Below are 20,585 nucleotides of genomic sequence, written 5' to 3'. Positions count from 1 at the left end.
TTCGCGGGGTGATCCGGGCCGAAATGCCCTTGTGTCGTCGGTGGAATACGGCCCGATTCGCCGGAATCATCACCGATGCCCGAGCCGGCGCCGCTCCCGCTCGGGCAAGCGTGCTCTTCGTCTCCTTCGACCGAACCGACGGTCGCAGCCCCCGCAGACGCGACCCCCGACACGTGCCCGGGCGGCCGGGCGACCCGGGTGGCTCGAACAGCGGGACAGCGAACGGGGACGATGCCCCGCCTGGACGGCAACACTCCGGACGACGACACCCGCGCACCTCCCGCACGCCTCCGGATCGGAAGGTGGGGAGGCACGCGGGTGTCTGCGTGCCTGCTTCCACCGTCGCGGATACCGCGGCGGTGGAGGGTTCTGTCAGGACTCGGTGGCCTCGGCGCTCTCGGGCGCAGCGGAGGCCTGCTCCGCGTCGTCCTCGACAGGGACGAGGCTGATCTTGCCGCGGTTGTCGATGTCGGCGATCTCGACACGGATCTTCGAGCCGACGTTGACGACGTCCTCGACCTTGGCGATGCGCTTGCCGTTGCCGAGCTTGCTGATGTGCACCAAGCCGTCGCGGCCGGGCAGCAGCGACACGAACGCACCGAACGCGGTGGTCTTGACGACCGTGCCCAGGAACCGCTCGCCGACCTTCGGCAACTGCGGGTTCGCGATCGCATTGATCTTGTCGATCGCGGCCTGCGCCGACGGGCCGTCCGCGGCACCGACGAAGACGGTGCCGTCGTCCTCGATGGAGATGTTGGCGCCGGTCTCCTCGGTGATCGAATTGATCATCTTGCCCTTGGGCCCGATCACCTCGCCGATCTTGTCGACGGGGACCTTGATGGTCGTGATGCGCGGCGCGAACGGGCTCATCTCGTCGGGCGAGTCGATGGCCTCGGCCATGACCTCGAGGATCGTGGTGCGCGCATCGTGCGCCTGCGACAACGCACCCGCGAGGACCTGCGACGGGATACCGTCCAGCTTGGTGTCGAGCTGAAGGGCCGTGACGAAGTCCTTCGTACCGGCAACCTTGAAGTCCATATCGCCGAAGGCGTCCTCGGCACCGAGGATGTCGGTGAGCGCGACGTACCGCGTCTCGCGAGTTCCGTCCTCGAGTTCGACGTCGTCGGACACCAGACCCATGGCGATACCCGCGACCGGGGCCTTCAACGGCACGCCGGCGTTGAGCAGCGACAGAGTCGACGCGCACACCGAACCCATCGACGTCGAACCGTTGGAACCGAGAGCCTCGGACACCTGACGGATCGCGTACGGGAACTCCTCGACACTCGGCAGCACCGGAACCAGGGCGCGCTCGGCGAGGGCACCGTGGCCGATCTCGCGGCGCTTCGGGGAACCGACGCGGCCGGTCTCACCGGTCGAGTACGGCGGGAAGTTGTAGTGGTGCATGTAGCGCTTGGACGTCTCGGGCCCGAGCGAATCGACCTGCTGCGCCATCTTGACCATGTCGAGCGTGGTCACACCGAGGATCTGCGTCTCGCCGCGCTCGAACAGAGCCGACCCGTGCGCACGCGGCACGACCGCGACCTCCGCGGACAGGGCGCGGATGTCGGTGATGCCGCGACCGTCGATGCGGAACTGGTCGCGCAGGATGCGCTGGCGGACCAGCTTCTTGGTCAGCGAGCGGAACGCCGCGCCGATCTCCTTCTCGCGTCCCTCGAAGTCCGGTGCGACCTGCTCGAGGACCTCGACCTTGATCTCGTCGGTGCGCTCGTCGCGGGCCTGCTTGCCGGCGATCGTCAGCGCCTCGGCCAGCTTGGCGGACGCGGCTGCCTCGACCGCCGCGTACACGTCGTTCTCGTACGGCGGGTAGAGGGGGAACTCACCGGTCGGCTTCGCCGCCGCGGCCGCGAGGGCCTGCTGCGCCTCGCAGAGCCGGGCGATGAACGGCTTCGCGGCCTCGAGCCCCTGCGCGACGACCGCCTCGGTCGGGGCCTGGGCCCCGCCGTCGACGAGTGCAATGACGTTGTCGGTGGCCTCGGCCTCGACCATCATGATCGCGACGTCGGCGTCGTCGCCGGAGCCGGAGACGATACGACCCGCGACGACCATGTCGAACACGGCGTTCTCGAGCTGCTCGACGGTCGGGAACGCGACCCACTGGCCGGCCTTGTTCTCGTCCGAGCTGATCAGCGCGACACGCACGCCACCGACCGGGCCGGAGAACGGCAGACCCGCGATCTGCGTGGACGCCGAGGCTGCGTTGATCGCGACGACGTCGTAGAGATCGTTCGGGTTCAGGCTCATCACCGTCACCACGACCTGGATCTCGTTGCGCAGTCCGTCGACGAACGACGGACGCAGCGGCCGGTCGATGAGGCGGCAGGTGAGGATCGCGTCGGTGGAAGGACGGCCTTCACGACGGAAGAACGAGCCGGGGATACGTCCCGCGGCGTACATGCGCTCCTCGACATCCACCGTCAGGGGGAAGAAGTCGAAGTGTTCCTTGGGCTGCTTGCTCGCGCTGGTCGCCGACAGCAGCATGGTCTCGTCGTCCAGGTAGGCGACGACGGAGCCGGCGGCCTGCTGCGCGAGGCGACCGGTCTCGAAACGGATGGTGCGGGTGCCGAAGGCACCGTTGTCGAGTGTCGCGACGGACTCGTAGACGCCCTCGTCGACCTCGACTGCGGTGTTGCTGGTCATCTGTGAAATCTTCTCTTTCCCTCTTCGTCTTCGCCGTACCCGCGTGGGCGCCGCGACCCCGTGGTCGCGGCGGCGCACCGACTCGCGGAGGCGGTCGTCGATCGAAACCCCCCGGGGACCGTGCTGCGGGACGGACGTCCCGCGCGTCGTCCGGATCGGAGGATCACTACCGAGGACCGACACCGTCGGTGCGTACGGCTCACCGCCGTGTGCGGTGTTGTGTGCCGACTGTCGGCGCAAACACCGACAGCCAACGAGGCCCAGTGTAGAGGGAGCCCCGTTGGCTGTCGGGCTGGATCAACAGATGTGGATCCGGTCGTGTCCGACCTGCGTCAGCGACGCAGACCCAGACGCTGGATGAGCGAGCGGTAACGCTCGACGTCGACCTTCTCGACGTACTTGAGCAGACGACGACGCCGGCCCACGAGCAGCAGGAGGCCGCGACGCGAGTGGTGGTCGTGCTTGTGCTGCTTGAGGTGCTCGGTCAGGTCGACGATGCGCTTGGTGAGCAGCGCCACCTGTGCCTCGGGCGATCCCGTGTCGGTCTCGTGGAGGCCGTACTCGCCGAGGATCTGCTTCTTCTGCTCGGTGGTCAATGCCACTGGTAACTCCTGATCACTGACGTCCGCGTGCACTGGAAACGGACAGAGTCCGTCGGTGCGGCCGCCGCGAACCGCAGCGCACACCGACGGACCAGCCTACCAGAGCTCGATGGTGTCACCGCAGGTCGCTCACTTCCCCGCGCACCGCGGCGCGCGAGCATGCCCGGCGCCGCCGACCTCCGCACGGAGCTCGTCGCGACTACTGCTCCCCGGCGAGGAGTTCGCGGGCGCGGTCCGCATCGCCGTGCATCGCGGACACCAGCGCCTCCACCGAGTCGAACTTCTCCATGCCCCTGAGTCGCGTGACGAAATCGACCGCCACGTGCTGTCCGTACAGATCGGCCTTCGCGTCCAGCACGAACGCTTCCACTGTGCGGTTGCGCCCCGAGAAGGTGGGGTTGGTCCCCACCGACACGGCAGCGCCGTATCGGCGGCCGACTTCCATCCCGTCGACCGGTGCCCCCGAATCGAGCACCGTGAACCATGCGGCGTACACGCCGTCGGCGGGGATCGCAGCGTACATGGGAGGTGCGACGTTCGCGGTCGGGAAGCCGAGGCCACGCCCACGCCCGTCACCCCGCACGACGACACCTTCGACTCGATGGGGCCTGCCGAGCGCATCGGCTGCCGCCGCGACGTCGCCGGCGTCGACGCACGAGCGGATGTAGGTCGACGAGAACGTCACGGCGTGTTCGGCGAGCAGATTCAGTCCCTGGACGGCGAATCCGAAGCGGTCACTGATGGACCGGAGCATGTCGACGGTTCCGGCGGCCTTCTTGCCGAACGTGAAGTTCTCCCCCACGACGACCTCCGCCACGTGCAACCTCTCGACGAGGATCTCGTGCGCGTACCGATCCGGTGAGAGTCTCATGAACTCGGGCGTGAACGGCACCACGCAGAACACGTCGATCCCGAGTTCCTCCGCGAGTTCCGCGCGGCGCGACAGAGTCGTCAGCTGCGCCGGGTGACTTCCGGGCCGCACCACTTCCATCGGATGCGGGTCGAACGTCATCAGCACGCTCGCCACCCCGCGTTCGCGTGCGGCCTCCACCGCGCGGCCGATCAACTGCTGGTGACCGCGGTGCACACCGTCGAACACACCGATCGTGACCACGCACCGACCCCAGTCCGCAGGAATCTCGTCCAGACCTCGCCATCTCTGCACAACGCGAAGCCTACGACCCTCTGCGTCGTCCGGCACCGCCGACTCACCGCGCCGGAGCGGACGACCCCGCCGCACACGCACGAATCCCTCCCCATCCGGGGGGACACGACACCCTCTCGATACCGGAGCGGCGGTGCCGACTGGACATTTCAGGTTACGCGTCCCCATAATTTCGGGGTGCCTAACTTTTCGATGCGTGCGGTCGCAATTTCGGCGGTGTTGGCGGCGAGCGCGGGACTGAGCGCATGCTCCACGCCCACCGACCGGGACGACAGGCCGCTGGTGCTCACCACGTTCACCGTGCTCGCCGACATGACACGGGTGATCGCCGGTGATCACGTGCGCGTCGAATCCATCACGAAACCCGGTGCCGAGGTTCACGGATACGAACCGACCCCGGGTGATCTGCGGACCGCGGCCGACGCCGACCTCGTCTTCGACAACGGCCTCGGCCTCGAACGGTGGTTCGAGCGTTTCCTGACCGACACCCACGCCGAACACGTCGTGCTCAGCGAGGGCATCGATCCCATCCGCATCGGAGAGGATGCCTACGCCGGCCGCGACAATCCACACGCGTGGATGTCGCCGCTGAGCGCACAGATCTATGTCGACAACATCGAGGCCGCACTCACCGGGCTCGTACCCGAGCACGCCGACGATTTCGCTGCCGCCGCGGACTCCTACCGCCTGCAGCTCCGCTCCGTCCACGACGAGATGGTCGACGCGCTCCGTGCCGTACCCGAGGACCGGCGAGCGCTGGTCAGCTGCGAGGGCGCCTTCTCCTACCTCGCACGCGACACCGGCCTGACCGAGGCGTACCTGTGGCCGGTCAACGCGGACCGACAGGGCACACCGCAGCAGATCGCCCGCACCGTGGACTTCGTCCGCGACAACGACGTACCCGCCGTGTTCTGCGAATCCACCGTGTCCGACAAGGCTCAGCGGCAGGTCGCCGCCGACACCGGCGCGGCGTTCGGCGGAATCCTCTACGTCGATTCGCTCTCCGAACCCGACGGCCCCGTCCCCACGTATCTCGACCTCCTGCGCCACGACGCCCGAACGATCACGACGGGACTGACGCGATGAGCACCCCCGTCGACACCGCACCTCCCCTGGTCGCCGTCGACGCGGTCACCGTCCGCTACGGGACCGTCACCGCACTCGACGACGTGAGCCTGACGCTGCGCCGCGGGGCCGTGTGCGGCCTGGTCGGGACCAACGGTTCGGGCAAGTCGACGCTGTTCCGCACCATCATGGGCCTCGTTCGCCCGGATACCGGTTCGGTCCTGATCGACGGGGCTTCCATCACGGCCGCGCGCCGCGCGGGCAAGGTCGCCTACGTCCCGCAGGCCGAGGGAGTCGACTGGGACTTCCCGATCGGTGTCCGCGATGTCGTGATGACGGGTCGGTACGGACACCAGGGATTCCTGCGCCGGGCTCGGCGCGCCGACCACGACGCCGTCGACGCAGCCCTCGACCGGGTCGGCATGGCCGAGTTCGCCGACAGACAGATCGGCAACCTGTCCGGCGGCCAGCGCAAACGCGTGTTCGTGGCGCGGGCGATCGCTCAGGACGCGCCTGTCCTGCTGCTCGACGAACCGTTCGCCGGCGTCGACACCACCACCCAGGCCGCACTGACCGCGGTCCTTCGCGACCTCGCCTCCGCGGGTCGCGCGATCCTCGTCGCGACCCACGATCTCCCCGGGCTGACGACACTCTGCGACGAAGCGGTGCTCCTGCAACGTCGGGTGCTCGTCCACGATGTCCCCGAGGAGATTCTCCGCCCCGAGAACCTGGCCCTCGCCTTCGGCGTCGACACGACCGCGGAGGTGTCCCGATGATCGAGTTCTTCCTCGAGCCCCTGCAGTACGGGTTCATGCAGCGGGCCCTCGTCATCGCGGTCGTGTCGACCGCGGTGTGCGCCCTGCTCAGCTGCTGGCTCGTGCTCGTCGGCTGGTCCCTGATGGGTGATGCGGTCTCGCATGCGGTCCTTCCGGGAGTCGTCCTCGCCTACCTGGTGGGCGTGCCGTTCGCGTTGGGTGCCCTGCTGTTCGCGGGCATCGCGGTGGCACTGATCGGTCTCGTCCGCGAGACCACCACCATCAAGGAGGACGCCGCGATCGGCACGGTGTTCACCACGTTGTTCGCCCTCGGTGTGGTGCTCATCTCGAAGAATCCCAGCCAGGTCGATCTGCACCACGTCCTGTTCGGCAACCTCCTCGGCCTGTCGACGTCGGATCTGTGGCAGGTGTCGGCTCTGGCGGGTGCGGTGCTGATCGTCCTGGTGGCCAAGCGCCGCGACCTGACGCTCTTCGCATTCGACCGGACCCAGGCCCACACGCTCGGGATGTCCCCCGCCGCACTGTCGGCGCTGCTTCTCGCCCTGCTCGCGGTCACGATCGTCAGCGCCGTGCAGGCCGTCGGAGTGATCCTGGTCGTCGCGATGCTCGTCATCCCCGGCGCGACCGCGTATCTGCTGACGGATCGGATGTCGCGGATGCTCGTCATCGCACCGCTGCTCTCGGTCACGTGCTCGGTCGCCGGTGTGTACATCAGCTACCACACCGATGCCGCCACCGGAGGTGTCGTCGTGCTCACCCAGGCGGCAGCGTTCACGACGGCCTACCTGTTCGCTCCGCTCCGCGGGATCGTGCCCACCCGGCTGCGCCGCAGACACGCTGCGGTGGGCCGACGGAACGCGGATGGCGGCGGCACCCACGGAACGCGCCGCGCCGGGCAGGATGATTCTGCGGTGACGGTTACCTAAGCTTGTGCGTGTGCCCGACAGCCGTGGAACCACCCCGATGCCCGAGACCCTGTCCTCGGTCGCACAGGACTACCTGAAGATCATCTGGAGCACGCAGGAGTGGTCCGGCGAGAAGGTGTCGACGAAGATGCTCGCCGAGAAGCTCGGGGTGTCGGCGTCGACCGTGTCCGAGGCGGTGCGTCGCCTCGCCGATCAGGGAATGGTCGACCACGCCCGCTACGGATCGATCTCCCTGACCGAGGACGGACGTGCCGCGGCCGTCACGATGGTGCGTCGGCACCGGCTGATCGAGTTGTTTCTCGTCTCCGAACTCGGCTACGGCTGGGACGAGGTGCACGACGAGGCCGAGGTCCTCGAGCATGCCGTGTCCGAACGCATGATCTCGGCGATCGACGCGAAGCTCGGGCACCCGGTCCGCGACCCGCACGGCGATCCCATCCCTGCCGCCGACGGCACGATCCCGTCCCCGCCGGCACGCGCGCTCAGCGAGTTCGCCGACGGGGACAGCGGCACCGTCGCCCGCATCTCGGATGCCGACCCGGCGATGCTGCGCTACTTCGACGAGGTGGGAATCGCTCTCGACACCGACATCACCGTCGTCGAACGCCGGGACTTCGCCGGAACCCTCTCGGTCCGCCTCGGCGGATCCGAGGACCGCACGGTCGAGCTCGGTCATCCGGCCGCCGAGGCGATCTGGCTCGTCTGACGCGTACGGGCCTTCGGCGTGTCCGATCTCCGGGGTCACATGTTCGCGGGCCGAACCACGAACACCGACGAGGCCCTCCTGCCCTTCTCCTGGAGAAGGGCCACCGCGCGCCCCCGCGGGTCGATCGCGGCGTACACACCCGGTATTCCCGCGGGTTCGAGCCAACGTCCGTGCGCGAGCACCCCGGCTTCGACGTCGGTGACGGGGCGTACCGGGAAGGCGGTCACGATCGCGGCGTCGAGATCGAGGCTCGGCGCGGGATCGTCCGCGAGTTGTTCCAGGGTGCGCGCGTGGTCGAGCCCGAACGGTCCGACGACGGTGCGGCGCAGGGCAGTGAGATGCCCTCCCACGCCGAGCGCCGCACCCAGATCGCGGGCCAGCGCACGGATGTAGGTTCCCGACGAGCAGTCCACTTCGACGTCGAGGTCGACGAACCCCTCGTCGGGCAGGTCGCGGCGCGCCAGGACCGCGAACCGCGACACGGTGACGGGCCGCGCCGGGATCTCGACGGTCTCGCCCTCACGCATCCGCGCATACGCCCGTTTTCCGTCGATCTTGATCGCGCTCACGCTGGCGGGGACCTGTTCGATGTCGCCCGTGAGCGCGTCGACCTCCGCGGCGATCCGCGCGTCGGTCACCGTCGAGGCGTCGACGGTCGCGACCGCCTCCCCCTCGGCGTCGTCGGTGACGGTGCTCCGACCCAACCGGATCGTCGCGGTGTAGGACTTGGTGGTCAACGCGAGCAGACCGAGCAGTTTCGTCGCGCGCTCCACCCCGAGGACGAGTACACCGGTGGCCATCGGGTCCAGCGTGCCGGCGTGCCCGACCTTGCGGGTCCCCAACAGTCGGCGGCAGCGGGCGACGACGTCGTGACTGGTCATTCCCGCGGGCTTGTCGACGACGACCAACCCCGCACGGGTGAGCGCAGGATTGTCCGAACCGTTCGTGGAATCGGTCATCGCTCAGCGCACCGTGATCGCGGTCAGGACGAGGCCGCCGGCCACCAGCCAGCGACCGTCCAGCGACGTCAACGGGGCACCGTCCGTGGTGTCGCCGGGGACGAGCAGACGCGAGTGAAACGATCCGGAGATCCCCGCGTCGGTGTCGGCGTCACGGTCGAAGGTGATGTGGGCGTCCTCGAATCCGAGCCATCTGCCGGTGAGTGGGAACCACGCCTTGTAGGTGGCCTCCTTCGCACAGAACAGCACACGGTCCCAGTGCACATCGCCGTCGGTCGTGCCCGCGAGCCAGCGACGTTCCTCCTCGAGGCTCACCGCGTCGAGGACACCGTCGGGAAGCCGGTCGTGGGGTTCGGCATCGATGCCGAGCGACCGCACCTGCAGGGAGTAGCCGAGGACCGCACCGCGATATCCGTCGCAGTGCGTCAGGCTGCCGACCACCCCGCGCGGCCAGACGGGTGCGCCGCGCTCACCCCGGAGCACGGGCGCCGGGTCCACACCGAGGCGGCTCATCGCCTGACGCGCGCAGTGCCGTGCGCCGACGAACTCGCGACGACGCTTCTCCACCGCGCGGGCGATCAGGGCCTCCTCCTGCGGGTGCGGCTGCAATCCCGGTGGATCGTCGAACAGTTCGGCTGCGACCACCCCGTCGGGCACGATCCGCGCGATCAGGCCGTCCCGCGTACCGGCGCGGTCCTCGAGCGTCGGTTCCGTCACCGCAGTTCCCTCTCTCGTCGTTCCCGCATCTTCTCGACTTCCGCTTCCATCTCGGGGGTGACCGTGAAATGCCCGCCCCACTTGTTGAGGGTGCCCGGTGGATAGTCCGGGACGGGCAGGATCTGCCGCAGCACCCGGTCCGGCAGACCGCGACGTTGCCATTCGCGCGGGTATCCGACGGACACCTCTTCGAACCGCACCCCGTCGTAGTAGGTGGTGCGCGGGATGTGGAGGTGGCCGTACACGCTGCACAACGCCCGGTACCGCACGTGCCAGTCGGCGGTCTCGGTGGTGCCGCACCAGAGCGCGAACTCGGGGTAGAACAACATCCGCGTGGGTTCGCGCACGAGCGGGAAGTGGTTGATCAGCACCGTGGGCAGTTCCGGGTCCAGCGCGTCGAGGCGCACCCGCGTCTGTTCGAGCCTCGCACTGCACCACACGTCGCGGGTGAGGTACGGGTCGGGTCGCAGCAGGAACTCGTCGGTCGCGACGACGTTCCGTTCGCGTGCCAACGCGAGACCGTCCGCCTTCGTGGCGGTGCCGTCGGGCAGGAACGAGTAGTCGTAGAGCAGGAACATCGGCACCAGCACGACCGGCCCGCCCTCTCCTTCCCATACGGGATACGGGTCTTCGGGCGTGAGCACCCCGAGTTCCCGGCACATCGTCACCAGATAGTCGTAGCGGGCCACGCCGTGCATCTGCACCGGGTCCTTCGCCGTGGTCCACAACTCGTGGTTGCCGGGTACCCAGACGACCTTCGCGAAGCGTTCGCTCAGCAGTTTCAGGGCCCACCGGATGTCATCGGTCTTCTCCGACACGTCACCGGCGACGATCAACCAGTCGTCCGGTGACTCCGGGTACAACTCCTCCGTGACGGGCCGGTTGCCCCGGTGCCCGACATGGATGTCGCTGACCGCCCACAACTTCGCCGACACCGGCATCATCCTCCCGTTCCGTCGTTCGCGTGGATCTGCCGATCCGCGCCGGCCACCGCCCACCGTCCCGTGAGAACCCGCGCGACCACGGCGATCATCCGGAACACGATGAACACGGTAAGCCCCGTCCAGATCCCTGCCAGACCCCAGCCGAAGGCGAGCGAGCACCAGATGAGCGGCAGGAACCCGAACAGTGCCGACGCCAGGGTGGCGGTACGCAGGTAGGCGGCGTCACCGGCGCCGAGCAACACCCCGTCGAGCGCGAACACGACGCCGGCCAGCGGCATGATCGCGACGAAGTACCACCACGCGATGTCGATCTGTGCGAGGACGTCGACATCGGTGGTGAACAGCCCGGGGATCACGGACCTCCCCAGCAGGAAGAACACGGCCAGGAGCGCGGCGAACACCACCGACCACGCCGTGACACGCCACGCCAGCCTGGTGGCTCCCCGCCGGTCGGCGGCGCCGAGCGCTGCGCCGACGAGTGTCTGTGCGGCGATCGCCAACGAGTCGAGAGTGAGCGTCACGAAGTTCCACAGCTGCAGCACCACCTGGTGCCCGGCGACCGCGGCGGCACCGAAGCGCGCGGCGACCGCGGCGGCGGACAGGAAGCACGCTTGGAAGGCCAGGCTACGCGCGATCAGGTCGCGCCCGAGCCGCAACTGCGCGGAGATCACGTCCCGCCGCGCGCGCAGAGGTACGCCGGCACGCACCAACGCCACGACGAACAACGTCGCCGACACGGCCTGACCGACGACGTTGGCGACCGCCGACCCCACGAGTTCGAGTCGTGGCGCACCGAGCAACCCGTGCACGAGAACGGGACACAACAGGGCCGACAGCGCGAGCCCCGCCACCACGTAACGCAACGGCCGGATCGTGTCCTGGACACCGCGCATCCACCCGTTGCCGGCCAGTCCGACGAGGATCAGCGGTGCACCGAACAGCGCGACACGCAGCCAGGAGACCGCGGCACCGGCGATGTCGTCGTCACCGGAGAGCAGTCGGGCGACGGGATCCGCCAGCAGCTGACCGACGACGAGCACGACGGTTCCGACGGCGACGGCGACCCAGGTCGCCTGGACACCCTCACCGACCGCGTCGTCGCGCCTGCCCGCACCGTGGAATCGGGCACTGCGCGCCGTCGTGCCGTACGACAGGAACGTCAGCTGCGTGCTGACCTGGGCCAGGACGAGACCACCGATGGCCAGCCCCGCGAGCGGCAGAGCACCGAGACGCCCCACGACTGCCACGTCGAACAACAGGTACAGCGGTTCCGCGGCGAGCACCCCGAGCGCAGGTACCGCGAGGCCGAGTACGCGCCGTCCCGACACCTCACCGGTCGGCGTCATCACCCGAGCTCGGCGCGCAGTTGCGCGACGATCTCGTCGCGATCACCGTGCGCGGTGTACCCGGAGGCGAAGCGGTGACCGCCACCGCCGAGCGCGGTCGCGACGCGGGACACGTCCACGGTCCGCTTCGATCGCAGCGACACCGTCCACACCCCGACTCCGACCTCCTTGAACACCGCCGCGACCTCCGCCTCCGCGGTCGTGCGGACGATGTCGACGACGCTCTCGATCTCCTCTGCTCCCAGGCCGACCGAGTCGTCGCGACGCACCAACGCGTACACCAGTCCGTGTCCTGCTGCGGCATCGGGAACCAGTGTCGCGGTGCCCAGCACCGCCGAGAGCATCGGCAACCAGCCGAAGGGGTGGGTGTCGAGGAGTGCGCGTGTGATGGCCCCGCCGTCGATCCCGGTGTCGAGCAACCGCGCCGCGAGTCGGTGAGTGCCGGGGCGCACCCACCGGAACGATCCCGTGTCGGTGACGAGACCCGCGAACAGGCAGTGCGCGAGATCCCCGTCGAGTTCGACGTCCCACGCATCGAACACGTCGACGAGCACCACGGCGGTCGCCTCCGCGGCGTCGTCGATCAGGTTGTGGGTACCGAACCGCGTGTTGGAACGGTGATGGTCGACCACGAGGGTGTGTGCGGCACCGTCGAGCCGGTCGCGCAGTGCACCGAGGCGCCCCGCGGTGCCGCAGTCGACCGCAACGAGGAGGTCGACGTCGCGGCGCACGTCCTTCGGCGCGGTCAGCAGATGGATGCCCGGAAGGGTACGCATCGACGCGGGCACGTCGTGCGGTGCCGCGAAGGCGACCTGCACGGACACACCGCGTCGTTCGAGGGCGAGCGCGAGCGCCAGACCGCTGCCGAGGGTGTCGGCGTCCGGCTGGACGTGGCAGAGCACCGTGACGGTGCGGGCCGCGTTCAGCAGGTCGACGGCACCGTGCACGTCGACGTCGGTGCCGTGCGCCTCATCGGGTCCGGTCATCGTCTCTCCACTCGCGATCCTTCATCGTTGCTGATCGTCCCGTCCGGGCACCGGCGACCCCTGTCACCCGGTGCCCGGACCACGGTCGTCGCCGCAGGTCACTCGTCGTCGCGCTCGCGCGGCTCCCTGTACGGGTCGGCGTCGCCCGCGGGAGACGCCCCTTCCCGGGCACGCGCCACGGCGTCGTCCGCCGCCCGTGCCTGCGCGAGCAGTTCCTCCATGTGGCGGGCGGTGTCGGGAACGGTGTCGGTGGCGAACGTCAACGTCGGCGTGAAGCGCACACCGGTTCCCGCTCCGACCTTGGACCGCAGGATGCCCTTGGCCTTCTCCAACCCGGCCGCTGCGGACTCGAGGTCCGGCTCGGTGTTCAGGTCGGCGCCGCGCACCGTGTAGTACACGGTCGCATCGTGCAGATCCGCGGTCACCTTCGCGTCGGTGATCGTCACGAAGGCCAGTCGCGGATCCTTGATCTCGTGGTCGATGGCGGTGGCGACGATGGTGGAGATGCGCTTCGCGAGTCGCCGTGCGCGTGCTGGATCGGCCATGTCTTCGGTTTCCTCCTCGGCCGCCGCTACCGGCGGCGGCGCCGGGTCCGGTCTCCCGAAGGTCAGTCCTCGGGTCCGAACAGTCTTCGTCTGGTGGAGAGCAACTCCAGTTCGGGTCGGTCGGCAACGAGCCGCTCGCACTTGTCCAGTATCTCGCGAACGTGCACGAGGTCCGGTGCGACCACTGCCACACCCAGCCGGGACCTGCGGTGCAGATCCTGGTCACCTGCCTCCGACGCGGACACGCCGAGGCGGCGCAGGTCCGCGAGGACGGGTTTGATCAGCGACCGCTTCTGCTTGAGCGAATGCACGTCGCCGAGGAGCACGTCCAGTTCGAGAGCTCCCAGATACACCCGGTACCTCCGTATCGATCGGGTGGCCCGACACGTCCGGTGGCGGCGGACGAGAAGTTCGTCCGCCGCCACCGTGACCCGTGTGTCAGTCGCGCGGCTTCTCGCGCAGTTCGTATGCCTCGATCACGTCGCCGACCTTGATGTCGGAGTAGGTGATCGTCATACCGCACTCGTAGCCCTCGCGGACCTCGACGACGTCGTCCTTCTCGCGGCGCAGCGACGAGATGGTGACGGTCTCGGCGACGACGTTGTTGTCGCGGAGCAGTCGTGCCTTCGCGTTGCGCTTGACGATGCCGGACTGCACGAGGCAACCCGCGATGTTGCCGACCTTCGAGGACTTGAAGATCGCGCGGATCTCGGCGCGACCCAGCTCGACCTCTTCGTAGACCGGCTTGAGCATGCCCTTGAGGGCCTTCTCCACCTCGTCGATCGCCTGGTAGATGATCGAGTAGTAGCGGATGTCGACGCCCTCGCGGTTTGCGAGTTCGGTGGCCTTGCCCTCGGCACGGACGTTGAATCCGATGATCACGGCATTCGACGCCGCAGCCAGGTTGACGTTGGTCTCGGTGACACCACCGACACCGCGGTCGATGACCCGCAACCGCACCTCGTCGTCGATCTCGATTCCCATGAGCGCCTCTTCGAGGGCCTCGACGGTACCCGAGTTGTCGCCCTTGAGGATGAGGTTGAGCTCGTTGTGCTCCTTCAGAGCGGCATCGAGGTCCTCGAGGCTGATCCGCTTGCGGCTCTTCGCGGCCAGCGCGTTGCGCTTGCGCGCATTGCGGCGGTCGGCGATCTGCCGGGCGATCCGGTCCTCCTCGACGACGACGAGGTTGTCGCCCGCGCCCGGCACCGACGTGAAGCCGATGACCTGCACCGGCCGCGACGGCAGCGCCTCGTGGACATCGTCGCCGTACTCGTCGACCATGCGGCGCACGCGGCCGTACGCGTCGCCGGCGACGATGGAGTCGCCGACCCGCAGCGTGCCGCGCTGGACGAGCACGGTCGCGACGGGACCGCGACCGCGGTCCAGGTGTGCCTCGATGGCGACGCCCTGCGCCTCCATGTCGGGGTTGGCCCGCAGGTCCAGCGATGCGTCCGCGGTCAGCAGGACCGCTTCGAGCAGCTGGTCGATGTGCAGCCCCTGCTTCGCCGAGATGTCGACGAACATGGTGTCGCCGCCGTACTCCTCGGTGATGAGGCCGTACTCGGTGAGCTGCTGACGGATCTTCTGGGGGTTCGCACCCTCCTTGTCGATCTTGTTCACCGCAACCACGATCGGCACCTCCGCCGCCTGGGCGTGGTTGATCGCCTCGACCGTCTGCGGCATGACGCCGTCGTCCGCCGCGACCACGAGGATCGCGATGTCGGTCGCCTTCGCGCCGCGGGCACGCATGGCGGTGAACGCCTCGTGACCCGGGGTGTCGATGAAGGTGATCAGACGATCTTCACCGTTGAGGTGGGTCATCACCTGGTACGCACCGATGTGCTGCGTGATGCCACCGGCCTCGCCTTCGCGGACGTTCGCCTTGCGGATCGTGTCGAGCAGGCGGGTCTTGCCGTGGTCGACGTGACCCATCACCGTGACCACCGGAGGACGCTGCTGCAGATCCTCTTCGGTGCCCTCGTCCTCGCCGTACTGGATGTCGAACGACTCGAGCAGTTCGCGGTCCTCGTCCTCGGGACTGACGACCTGCACGACGTAGTTCATCTCCGAGCCGAGCAGCTCGAGAACCTCGTCGTTCACCGACTGCGTGGCCGTGACCATCTCACCGAGGCTGAACAACGCCTGGACCAGCGATGCCGGGTTCGCATCGATCTTCTCGGCGAAGTCCGACAGCGATGCGCCGCGAGCGAGACGGATGGTCTCACCGTTGCCGCGGGGAAGCCGCACACCGCCGACCGACGGTGCCTGCATCGAATCGTATTCCTGCCGCTTCTGCCGCTTCGACTTGCGGCCGCGACGCGGCGCTCCACCGGGACGACCGAAGGCGCCGGCCGCGCCACCGCGACCGCGGCCACCGCCGCCACCGGGACGACCCCGGAAACCGCCCGGTGCGCCCGCACCGGTTCCGGCTCCACCGCCACCACCGGCGCCACCGCGGTATCCGCCACCGCCGCCGGGACGACCGCCGGGTGCGCCGGGGCGCCCCGGGCGACCGGAGGCCGCGGGACGCGCCGCGCGTTGCGGCATCGCCGCCGGGTTCGGACGCGGAGGCATCGAACCGGGGGACGGACGCGGTCCGCCTGCGCCCGGAGCAGGGCGAGGTCCGCCCTGCGGGCCGGGGCGCGGGCCACCGGAGGCCGCGGCGGGACGACCCTGCCCCGGAGTGGGACGGGGTCCACCCTGACCGGGAGTCGGGCGGGGGCCACCCTGCGGACCGGGACGGGGACCGCCCTGGCCCGGACGCGGAGCGTTCGGGCGGGGGGCGGGACGTTCGGCCGGTGCAGACGAGTACGGGTTGTTACCCACGCGCGGCGGCTTCGGACCGGGACGCGGTGCCGGCTTGGGACCGGGTGTCGCGGCCTGCGGACCGGGCTTGGCGGCGGGCTGCTGCGGCGTCGGGGTCTTCGCGGCCGGGGCCTGGGGCGCCGGCTTGGCGGCCTCCGGCTTCGGTGCTGCCGGCTTCGGCGCACCCGGCTTCGGTGCGCCCGGCTTCGGGCGCGCGGCCTGTGCCTCGGACGCAGCTGCCGGCGTGCCTGCGGGCGCGGCCGCCGGCTTGCCGGACGCGGCTGCCGGCGACGGGGCCGGCGCTGCGGGACGCGGACCCGGACGCGGGGCGCCGGGCTTCGGACCGGGGGTCGGTGCGGCCTTACCGGCCGAGCTGCCCTCGTCCTTCGCCTTACCGAAGGACTCACGCAGACGACGCGCGACGGGGGGCTCCACCGTCGACGACGCCGATTTCACGAACTCGCCCAGCTCCTTGAGCCGTTCGAGTACGACCTTGCTCGTGACATCGAGTTCTTTCGCCAACTCGTGCACGCGGGGCTTGCCTGCCACTGCTCTCCTCACTGATGAGGCCGAGCGGCTGGCTTGCCCGCACGACCTCGGGTTATCTCCGATGGACGTTCATCGCTGGTGCTTCACGGTGTGCTCATGAGTGTTCGTACCTGTTCTTCTCAGAGTTCGATGTCACTGTTGGTGTCCGCGGCGGGGTGCTCTCCGCGCGTGGCGCGGGGGTTCTCCACCAAGGATCCGACCAGCTGATCCAGCGCTGTCGTGTCCGGAAGACCGGATACTTTCAGTGCTCTGCCGAATGCTCGACGCCGAGCGGCGAGACCCAGGCAGTCCGTCGTGGGGTGCACCCACGCACCTCGTCCGGGAAGCCTGCGCCCCGGGTCGGGCACCACGGCGAATCCGGGCGGTTGCGCACCGTCGGACCCGTGGACGCGAGCCACGACCCTCAGCAGTTCGGCAGCCAGCACTCGCCGCCGACACCCGACGCAGGTACGCACCGGCCCGGTGTGTACCCGACCGACCGAAGGCAGGTCATGCTGAACCATCGACCACTCTACCGCTGTTCTGCCCGGAATCCCGCATCCCACCCCCTACTCGCCTGTCGGCGCGGCGTCCGAGGGCTCGTCACCACCGGGAGCCGCATCACTTCGGATGTCGATCCGCCACCCGGTCAGTCGCGCTGCGAGCCGCGCGTTCTGCCCTTCCTTGCCGATCGCGAGGGACAATTGGAAGTCGGGGACCACGACCCGAGCCGCGCGGGCTTCCGGGTCGACCACGGTGACCGAGACCACCTTCGACGGCGACAGCGCGTTGCCGACGAACGTCGCGGGATCGTCGTCGTAGTCGATGATGTCGATCTTCTCTTCACCCAGTTCACGCATGACGTTGCGCACGCGCTGCCCCATGGGGCCGATGCACGCACCCTTCGCGTTCAGTCCGGACACCACCGAATGCACGGCGATCTTGGAACGATGCCCGGCCTCACGGGCGACGGCGACGATCTCGACGGACTCGTCGGCGATCTCGGGAACCTCGAGAGCGAACAGTCGACGGACGAGATTCGGGTGGGTGCGCGACAGCGTGATCTGCGGGCCGCGCTGGCCGCGGGCCACGTTGACGACGTAGCACTTGATGCGGTCCCCGTGCTCGTACGTCTCCCCCGGCACCTGCTCGGCCGGCGGGATCAGCCCCTCGGTCGTGTTGGCGTCGCCGCCGATCTTCACCACGACCATGCCGCGGGCGTTCGCCCGCGCGTCGCGCTGCACCACGCCGCTGACGATCTCGCCCTCGTGGGTGGAGAACTCCCCGAAACGCTGCTCGTGTTCGGCCTCGCGGATCTTCTGCATGATGACCTGCCGCGCGGTGGTCGCGGCGATCCGACCGAAGTCCTCGGGGGTGTCGTCCCACTCGGCGATCACGTTCCCGTCGTCATCACGCTCCTCCGCGAGCACCTGGATCGCGCCGCTCTTCGTGTCGACGAGGACGCGGGCGTGCGGCTGATGTCCGTCGACGTGCCGGTACGCGAGGAGCAGCGCCGTCTCGAGCGTGTCGATGAGCTCGTCGAACGGGATGTTCTTCTCCGACTCCAGCATGCGCAGAGCGGCGATCTCGATATTCACTTGTCCACCTTCGTTTCGTTCACGTCGTCCGATTCGTCGTCGCCCACCGCGGACTCGTCGAGTTCGCCGGCGGCCACACGTCCATCGGGCAGCCCGCCCGCCAGTTCCAGTTCCCGCGGGTTCGGCGGGGAGAACTCGACCTCGACCAGGGCGCTGCGCACCTCGCCGAGCGGGGTCGGCCGAACCACCGGGCCGTCTCGGTCGGGAACGACGAGCCGTACCGTATCGCCGACCAGTTCGCCGATCCGGGCGACGATCGTGCCGTCCGCCAGTTCGATGCGGGCACGACGCCCCTGCGCGCGGCGCCAGTGCCGGTCGCGAGTCAGAGGACGCCCGATGCCCGGGCTCGTGACCTCGAGCACGTACGGCGATTCACCGAAATCCGAGACCGCGTCGAACGCGTCGGATACCAGGCGGCTGAGCCGGGCGGCCTCGTCGAGTCCGAGACCCGCATCGCTGTCGACCATCAGACGGACCGTGCTGTGCTTGCCCGCGGCGGTCACGACCACGTCCTCGAGGTCGTAACCCTCGTCGGACAACAGATCGGCGACGAGCTCGACGATCCTCTCCGGGGGTGGAACAGGCATGACGGGCAAGCTCCTCGTGAAGTTGTGGTCGCAGCGGACAACGGCCGGCACGAGTGCACCGGCAGTGATCCAGCCTAGCCTGCCACCGGCCGGGCCGTGGCCGGGGCGGGATCGATTCCCGTCACATCGGGCTGGCAGGATGGCCCGGTGCCGACGTCTCCCCCGCATCCCGCCCCGTCCCGAAGGGCGCGTCCCGCCCTCTCCCGAAGGGCGCTGTTCCGGTGGTCCACGATCACCGTCACCGGCGCCGTCACGGTCGGTCTGACCGCGTGCGCAGCCACCGACGACGAGCCCGAACCCGATCCGCTCCTGTCCGCGGCCGCACGCGCACGCACGGACGCGGCGACCGCGACGGCGCTCGCCGCCACCACGCCGGACCTCGCCGACGCACTGACCGCGATCGCGGACGAGCGCGCCGCCCACGCCGAAGCGCTCGACACCGAGATCTCGCGCGCCGCCGGCGTGACGGACTCCACGGCACCGCCACCGACGACCACCGCGCCCGCGCCGACCGGTCCCGCACCGAGCGTCGAGGAACTGCGCGCGCGGCTGACCGACTCGCAGCGCGGTGCCGCGGACCTGGCACGTACCCAGCGCGGTTTCCGCGCCGGCCTGCTCGGCTCGATCAGCGCCGCCTGCGCGGCCCACACGGAGGTGTTGTTGCCGTGAGCTCACCCGAACTCGGTTCCGAACAGCAGTCGCTCATCGATGCACTGGCCGTAGAGCACGCCGCCGTCTTCGGATACGGGGTCGTCGCCGCCTTCGCCGATCCCGGCCGTGCCGACGAGGTGGCCGCGGACACTGCTGCGCACCGCGCGCGGCGGGACGCCACCGTCGACACGTTGACCGCGGCCGGGGTGACGCCGCCGGTCGCGGCGCCGGGCTATACCGTCCCGTTCCCCGTCGCCGATCCCGTGCAGGCAGCCGAACTGGCCGTGCAGATCGAGACGGATGTCGCGGTGGCGTGGCGGTCGGTGCTCGAACGAGCCGACACCGAGGCGGTCCGGGCGGACGCGGTCGTCGCCCTCACGGAGTCCGCGATCCGAGCCGCGCGGTGGCGGAGCAATCTCGGGATCGTTCCGCCGACCGTGGCTTTTCCCGGTCGGCCCTGACACCCCGGCCCGCACGCCGCGCCGGGTGATCGCGGGAACGTCCCCGAACTGCCTGCTCCGCGCCCGCGACGGCACTACACTTCGGACGCGACCGTCCCGCAGCGACCTGGGAGCACGCGATGCGATCAGTCGATCCGTACCTGAACTTCGGCGGCAACGCCGAGGAAGCGTTCACGTTCTATCGCTCGGTTTTCGGCGGTGAACTGCAACTGGCCCGCTTCCGCGACATGGACACCGGCGGCGTGGAGTTGACCGAGGAGCAACTGAACGGCGTCGCGCACGTCGCACTGCCCATGGGTGACAGCATCCTCATGGGTTCCGACGTCCCCGCGTCGATGGGCACCGTCACCGCGGGCACCAACTTCGCCATCTCGATCGATGCGGACAGCGCGGAGGAAGCCGACAGGGTGTTCGGCGCGTTGTCGGCAGGAGGCGAGGTGACGATGCCGCTGGGCGCGGTGGAATGGGCCGAGCGCTTCGGCATGTGCACCGACAGATTCGGCGTGCAGTGGATGATCGGCTTCACCGGCGACGTGGTGTTCGGGGCACCCCGGTAG

The 20,585-nt window shown here is 69.3% G+C and carries 21 protein-coding genes; 7 read left to right on the top strand and 14 right to left on the bottom strand.

The features are described from left to right. Positions 1-372: 372 nt before the first annotated feature. From LDQ05_RS01275 to LDQ05_RS01265, 3 genes are all read right to left on the bottom strand, one after another. Positions 373-2,661, bottom strand: a complete 2,289-nt coding sequence (locus LDQ05_RS01275) for a polyribonucleotide nucleotidyltransferase (protein WP_226435073.1) — start codon at positions 2,659-2,661, stop codon at positions 373-375. Positions 2,662-2,993: 332 nt separating this feature from the next. After that, entirely contained in the window at positions 2,994-3,263 is a 270-nt protein-coding gene (gene rpsO, locus LDQ05_RS01270) for a 30S ribosomal protein S15 (RefSeq protein WP_006551263.1), read from the bottom strand. Between the two features lie 199 nt (positions 3,264-3,462). After that, complete coding sequence (locus tag LDQ05_RS01265) at positions 3,463-4,428, bottom strand: bifunctional riboflavin kinase/FAD synthetase (protein WP_226435072.1); 966 nt, start codon at positions 4,426-4,428, stop codon at positions 3,463-3,465. A 192-nt stretch (positions 4,429-4,620) separates the two neighbouring features. Here LDQ05_RS01265 and LDQ05_RS01260 point away from each other — a divergent pair, with 192 nt between their 5' ends. Genes LDQ05_RS01260 through LDQ05_RS01245 form a run of 4 tightly spaced genes read left to right on the top strand, consistent with a single transcriptional unit; the run spans position 4,621 to position 7,901 of the window. Further along, on the top strand, positions 4,621-5,514 hold the full coding sequence (locus tag LDQ05_RS01260; protein ID WP_226435095.1) for a metal ABC transporter substrate-binding protein: 894 nt from the start codon (positions 4,621-4,623) through the stop codon (positions 5,512-5,514). After that, positions 5,511-6,269: a metal ABC transporter ATP-binding protein gene (locus LDQ05_RS01255; RefSeq protein ID WP_226435071.1), complete on the top strand. Its 759-nt coding sequence runs from the start codon at positions 5,511-5,513 to the stop codon at positions 6,267-6,269. The genes LDQ05_RS01260 and LDQ05_RS01255 overlap by 4 nt, the downstream gene beginning before the upstream one ends. Continuing rightward, positions 6,266-7,195 (top strand): metal ABC transporter permease, encoded by a 930-nt coding sequence (locus tag LDQ05_RS01250; RefSeq protein WP_226435070.1) that lies wholly within the window; start codon positions 6,266-6,268, stop codon positions 7,193-7,195. Before LDQ05_RS01255 ends, LDQ05_RS01250 begins: the two co-directional genes overlap by 4 nt. 37 nt (positions 7,196-7,232) lie before the next feature. Further along, positions 7,233-7,901, top strand: a complete 669-nt coding sequence (locus LDQ05_RS01245; protein ID WP_226435094.1) for a metal-dependent transcriptional regulator — start codon at positions 7,233-7,235, stop codon at positions 7,899-7,901. Between the two features lie 35 nt (positions 7,902-7,936). On the opposite strand, the gene truB is transcribed toward LDQ05_RS01245, so the two are convergent. The 11 genes from truB to rimP form a co-directional block, all read right to left on the bottom strand. After that, positions 7,937-8,860, bottom strand: coding sequence for a tRNA pseudouridine(55) synthase TruB (truB, locus tag LDQ05_RS01240; RefSeq protein ID WP_226435069.1), 924 nt, complete (start codon positions 8,858-8,860; stop codon positions 7,937-7,939). Between the two features lie 3 nt (positions 8,861-8,863). After that, positions 8,864-9,532, bottom strand: a complete 669-nt coding sequence (gene npt, locus LDQ05_RS01235; protein WP_226435093.1) for a 4'-phosphopantetheinyl transferase Npt — start codon at positions 9,530-9,532, stop codon at positions 8,864-8,866. 41 nt (positions 9,533-9,573) lie between these two features. Continuing rightward, a complete protein-coding gene (locus LDQ05_RS01230; protein ID WP_226435068.1) occupies positions 9,574-10,512 on the bottom strand; it encodes a metallophosphoesterase family protein in 939 nt (312 codons plus the stop codon). 5 nt (positions 10,513-10,517) lie between these two features. Continuing rightward, positions 10,518-11,867: an MATE family efflux transporter gene (locus LDQ05_RS01225; protein ID WP_226435067.1), complete on the bottom strand. Its 1,350-nt coding sequence runs from the start codon at positions 11,865-11,867 to the stop codon at positions 10,518-10,520. Continuing rightward, positions 11,867-12,853: a DHH family phosphoesterase gene (locus tag LDQ05_RS01220; protein ID WP_226435066.1), complete on the bottom strand. Its 987-nt coding sequence runs from the start codon at positions 12,851-12,853 to the stop codon at positions 11,867-11,869. The genes LDQ05_RS01225 and LDQ05_RS01220 overlap by 1 nt, the downstream gene beginning before the upstream one ends. A gap of 98 nt (positions 12,854-12,951) precedes the next feature. Next, positions 12,952-13,398, bottom strand: a complete 447-nt coding sequence (gene rbfA / locus LDQ05_RS01215) for a 30S ribosome-binding factor RbfA (protein WP_226435065.1) — start codon at positions 13,396-13,398, stop codon at positions 12,952-12,954. Between the two features lie 62 nt (positions 13,399-13,460). Further along, positions 13,461-13,751 carry a DUF503 domain-containing protein gene (locus LDQ05_RS01210; protein ID WP_226435064.1) on the bottom strand — a complete coding sequence of 97 codons (291 nt, stop codon included), beginning with the start codon at positions 13,749-13,751 and terminating at the stop codon, positions 13,461-13,463. A gap of 85 nt (positions 13,752-13,836) precedes the next feature. Further along, complete coding sequence (gene infB / locus LDQ05_RS01205) at positions 13,837-16,752, bottom strand: translation initiation factor IF-2 (protein WP_226435063.1); 2,916 nt, start codon at positions 16,750-16,752, stop codon at positions 13,837-13,839. Positions 16,753-16,871: 119 nt separating this feature from the next. Next, positions 16,872-17,255 (bottom strand): YlxR family protein, encoded by a 384-nt coding sequence (locus tag LDQ05_RS01200; protein WP_226435062.1) that lies wholly within the window; start codon positions 17,253-17,255, stop codon positions 16,872-16,874. A 45-nt stretch (positions 17,256-17,300) separates the two neighbouring features. Next, a complete protein-coding gene (gene nusA / locus LDQ05_RS01195; RefSeq protein WP_226435061.1) occupies positions 17,301-18,329 on the bottom strand; it encodes a transcription termination factor NusA in 1,029 nt (342 codons plus the stop codon). Further along, entirely contained in the window at positions 18,326-18,916 is a 591-nt protein-coding gene (rimP, locus tag LDQ05_RS01190; RefSeq protein ID WP_226435060.1) for a ribosome maturation factor RimP, read from the bottom strand. The genes nusA and rimP overlap by 4 nt, the downstream gene beginning before the upstream one ends. Before the next feature lie 147 nt (positions 18,917-19,063). On the opposite strand from rimP, the gene LDQ05_RS01185 reads away from it, so the two are divergent. From LDQ05_RS01185 to LDQ05_RS01175, 3 genes are all read left to right on the top strand, one after another. Next, positions 19,064-19,585 carry a hypothetical protein gene (locus LDQ05_RS01185; RefSeq protein ID WP_226435059.1) on the top strand — a complete coding sequence of 174 codons (522 nt, stop codon included), beginning with the start codon at positions 19,064-19,066 and terminating at the stop codon, positions 19,583-19,585. Further along, positions 19,582-20,028: a ferritin-like domain-containing protein gene (locus LDQ05_RS01180; RefSeq protein ID WP_226435058.1), complete on the top strand. Its 447-nt coding sequence runs from the start codon at positions 19,582-19,584 to the stop codon at positions 20,026-20,028. Before LDQ05_RS01185 ends, LDQ05_RS01180 begins: the two co-directional genes overlap by 4 nt. A 119-nt stretch (positions 20,029-20,147) precedes the next feature. Further along, entirely contained in the window at positions 20,148-20,585 is a 438-nt protein-coding gene (locus LDQ05_RS01175) for a VOC family protein (RefSeq protein ID WP_226435057.1), read from the top strand.

Origin of the sequence: Rhodococcus yananensis, from assembly GCF_020515525.1 — a bacterium.
Taxonomy (GTDB): domain Bacteria; phylum Actinomycetota; class Actinomycetes; order Mycobacteriales; family Mycobacteriaceae; genus Rhodococcus; species Rhodococcus yananensis.
This window is presented reverse-complemented; position numbering and strand designations above follow the sequence as displayed.

Excerpts from the sequence above, each read along its gene's own strand:
- LDQ05_RS01275 (WP_226435073.1), bottom strand. The coding sequence starts at position 2,661 with ATGACCAGCAACACCGCAGTCGAGGTCGACGAGGGCGTCTACGAGTCC.
- LDQ05_RS01260 (WP_226435095.1), top strand. The coding sequence starts at position 4,621 with ATGCGTGCGGTCGCAATTTCGGCGGTGTTGGCGGCGAGCGCGGGACTG.
- LDQ05_RS01255 (WP_226435071.1), top strand. The coding sequence starts at position 5,511 with ATGAGCACCCCCGTCGACACCGCACCTCCCCTGGTCGCCGTCGACGCG.
- LDQ05_RS01250 (WP_226435070.1), top strand. The coding sequence starts at position 6,266 with ATGATCGAGTTCTTCCTCGAGCCCCTGCAGTACGGGTTCATGCAGCGG.
- LDQ05_RS01245 (WP_226435094.1), top strand. The coding sequence starts at position 7,233 with ATGCCCGAGACCCTGTCCTCGGTCGCACAGGACTACCTGAAGATCATC.
- truB (WP_226435069.1), bottom strand. The coding sequence starts at position 8,860 with ATGACCGATTCCACGAACGGTTCGGACAATCCTGCGCTCACCCGTGCG.
- LDQ05_RS01225 (WP_226435067.1), bottom strand. The coding sequence starts at position 11,867 with ATGACGCCGACCGGTGAGGTGTCGGGACGGCGCGTACTCGGCCTCGCG.
- LDQ05_RS01220 (WP_226435066.1), bottom strand. The coding sequence starts at position 12,853 with ATGACCGGACCCGATGAGGCGCACGGCACCGACGTCGACGTGCACGGT.
- rbfA (WP_226435065.1), bottom strand. The coding sequence starts at position 13,398 with ATGGCCGATCCAGCACGCGCACGGCGACTCGCGAAGCGCATCTCCACC.
- LDQ05_RS01200 (WP_226435062.1), bottom strand. The coding sequence starts at position 17,255 with ATGGTTCAGCATGACCTGCCTTCGGTCGGTCGGGTACACACCGGGCCG.
- rimP (WP_226435060.1), bottom strand. The coding sequence starts at position 18,916 with ATGCCTGTTCCACCCCCGGAGAGGATCGTCGAGCTCGTCGCCGATCTG.
- LDQ05_RS01175 (WP_226435057.1), top strand. The coding sequence starts at position 20,148 with ATGCGATCAGTCGATCCGTACCTGAACTTCGGCGGCAACGCCGAGGAA.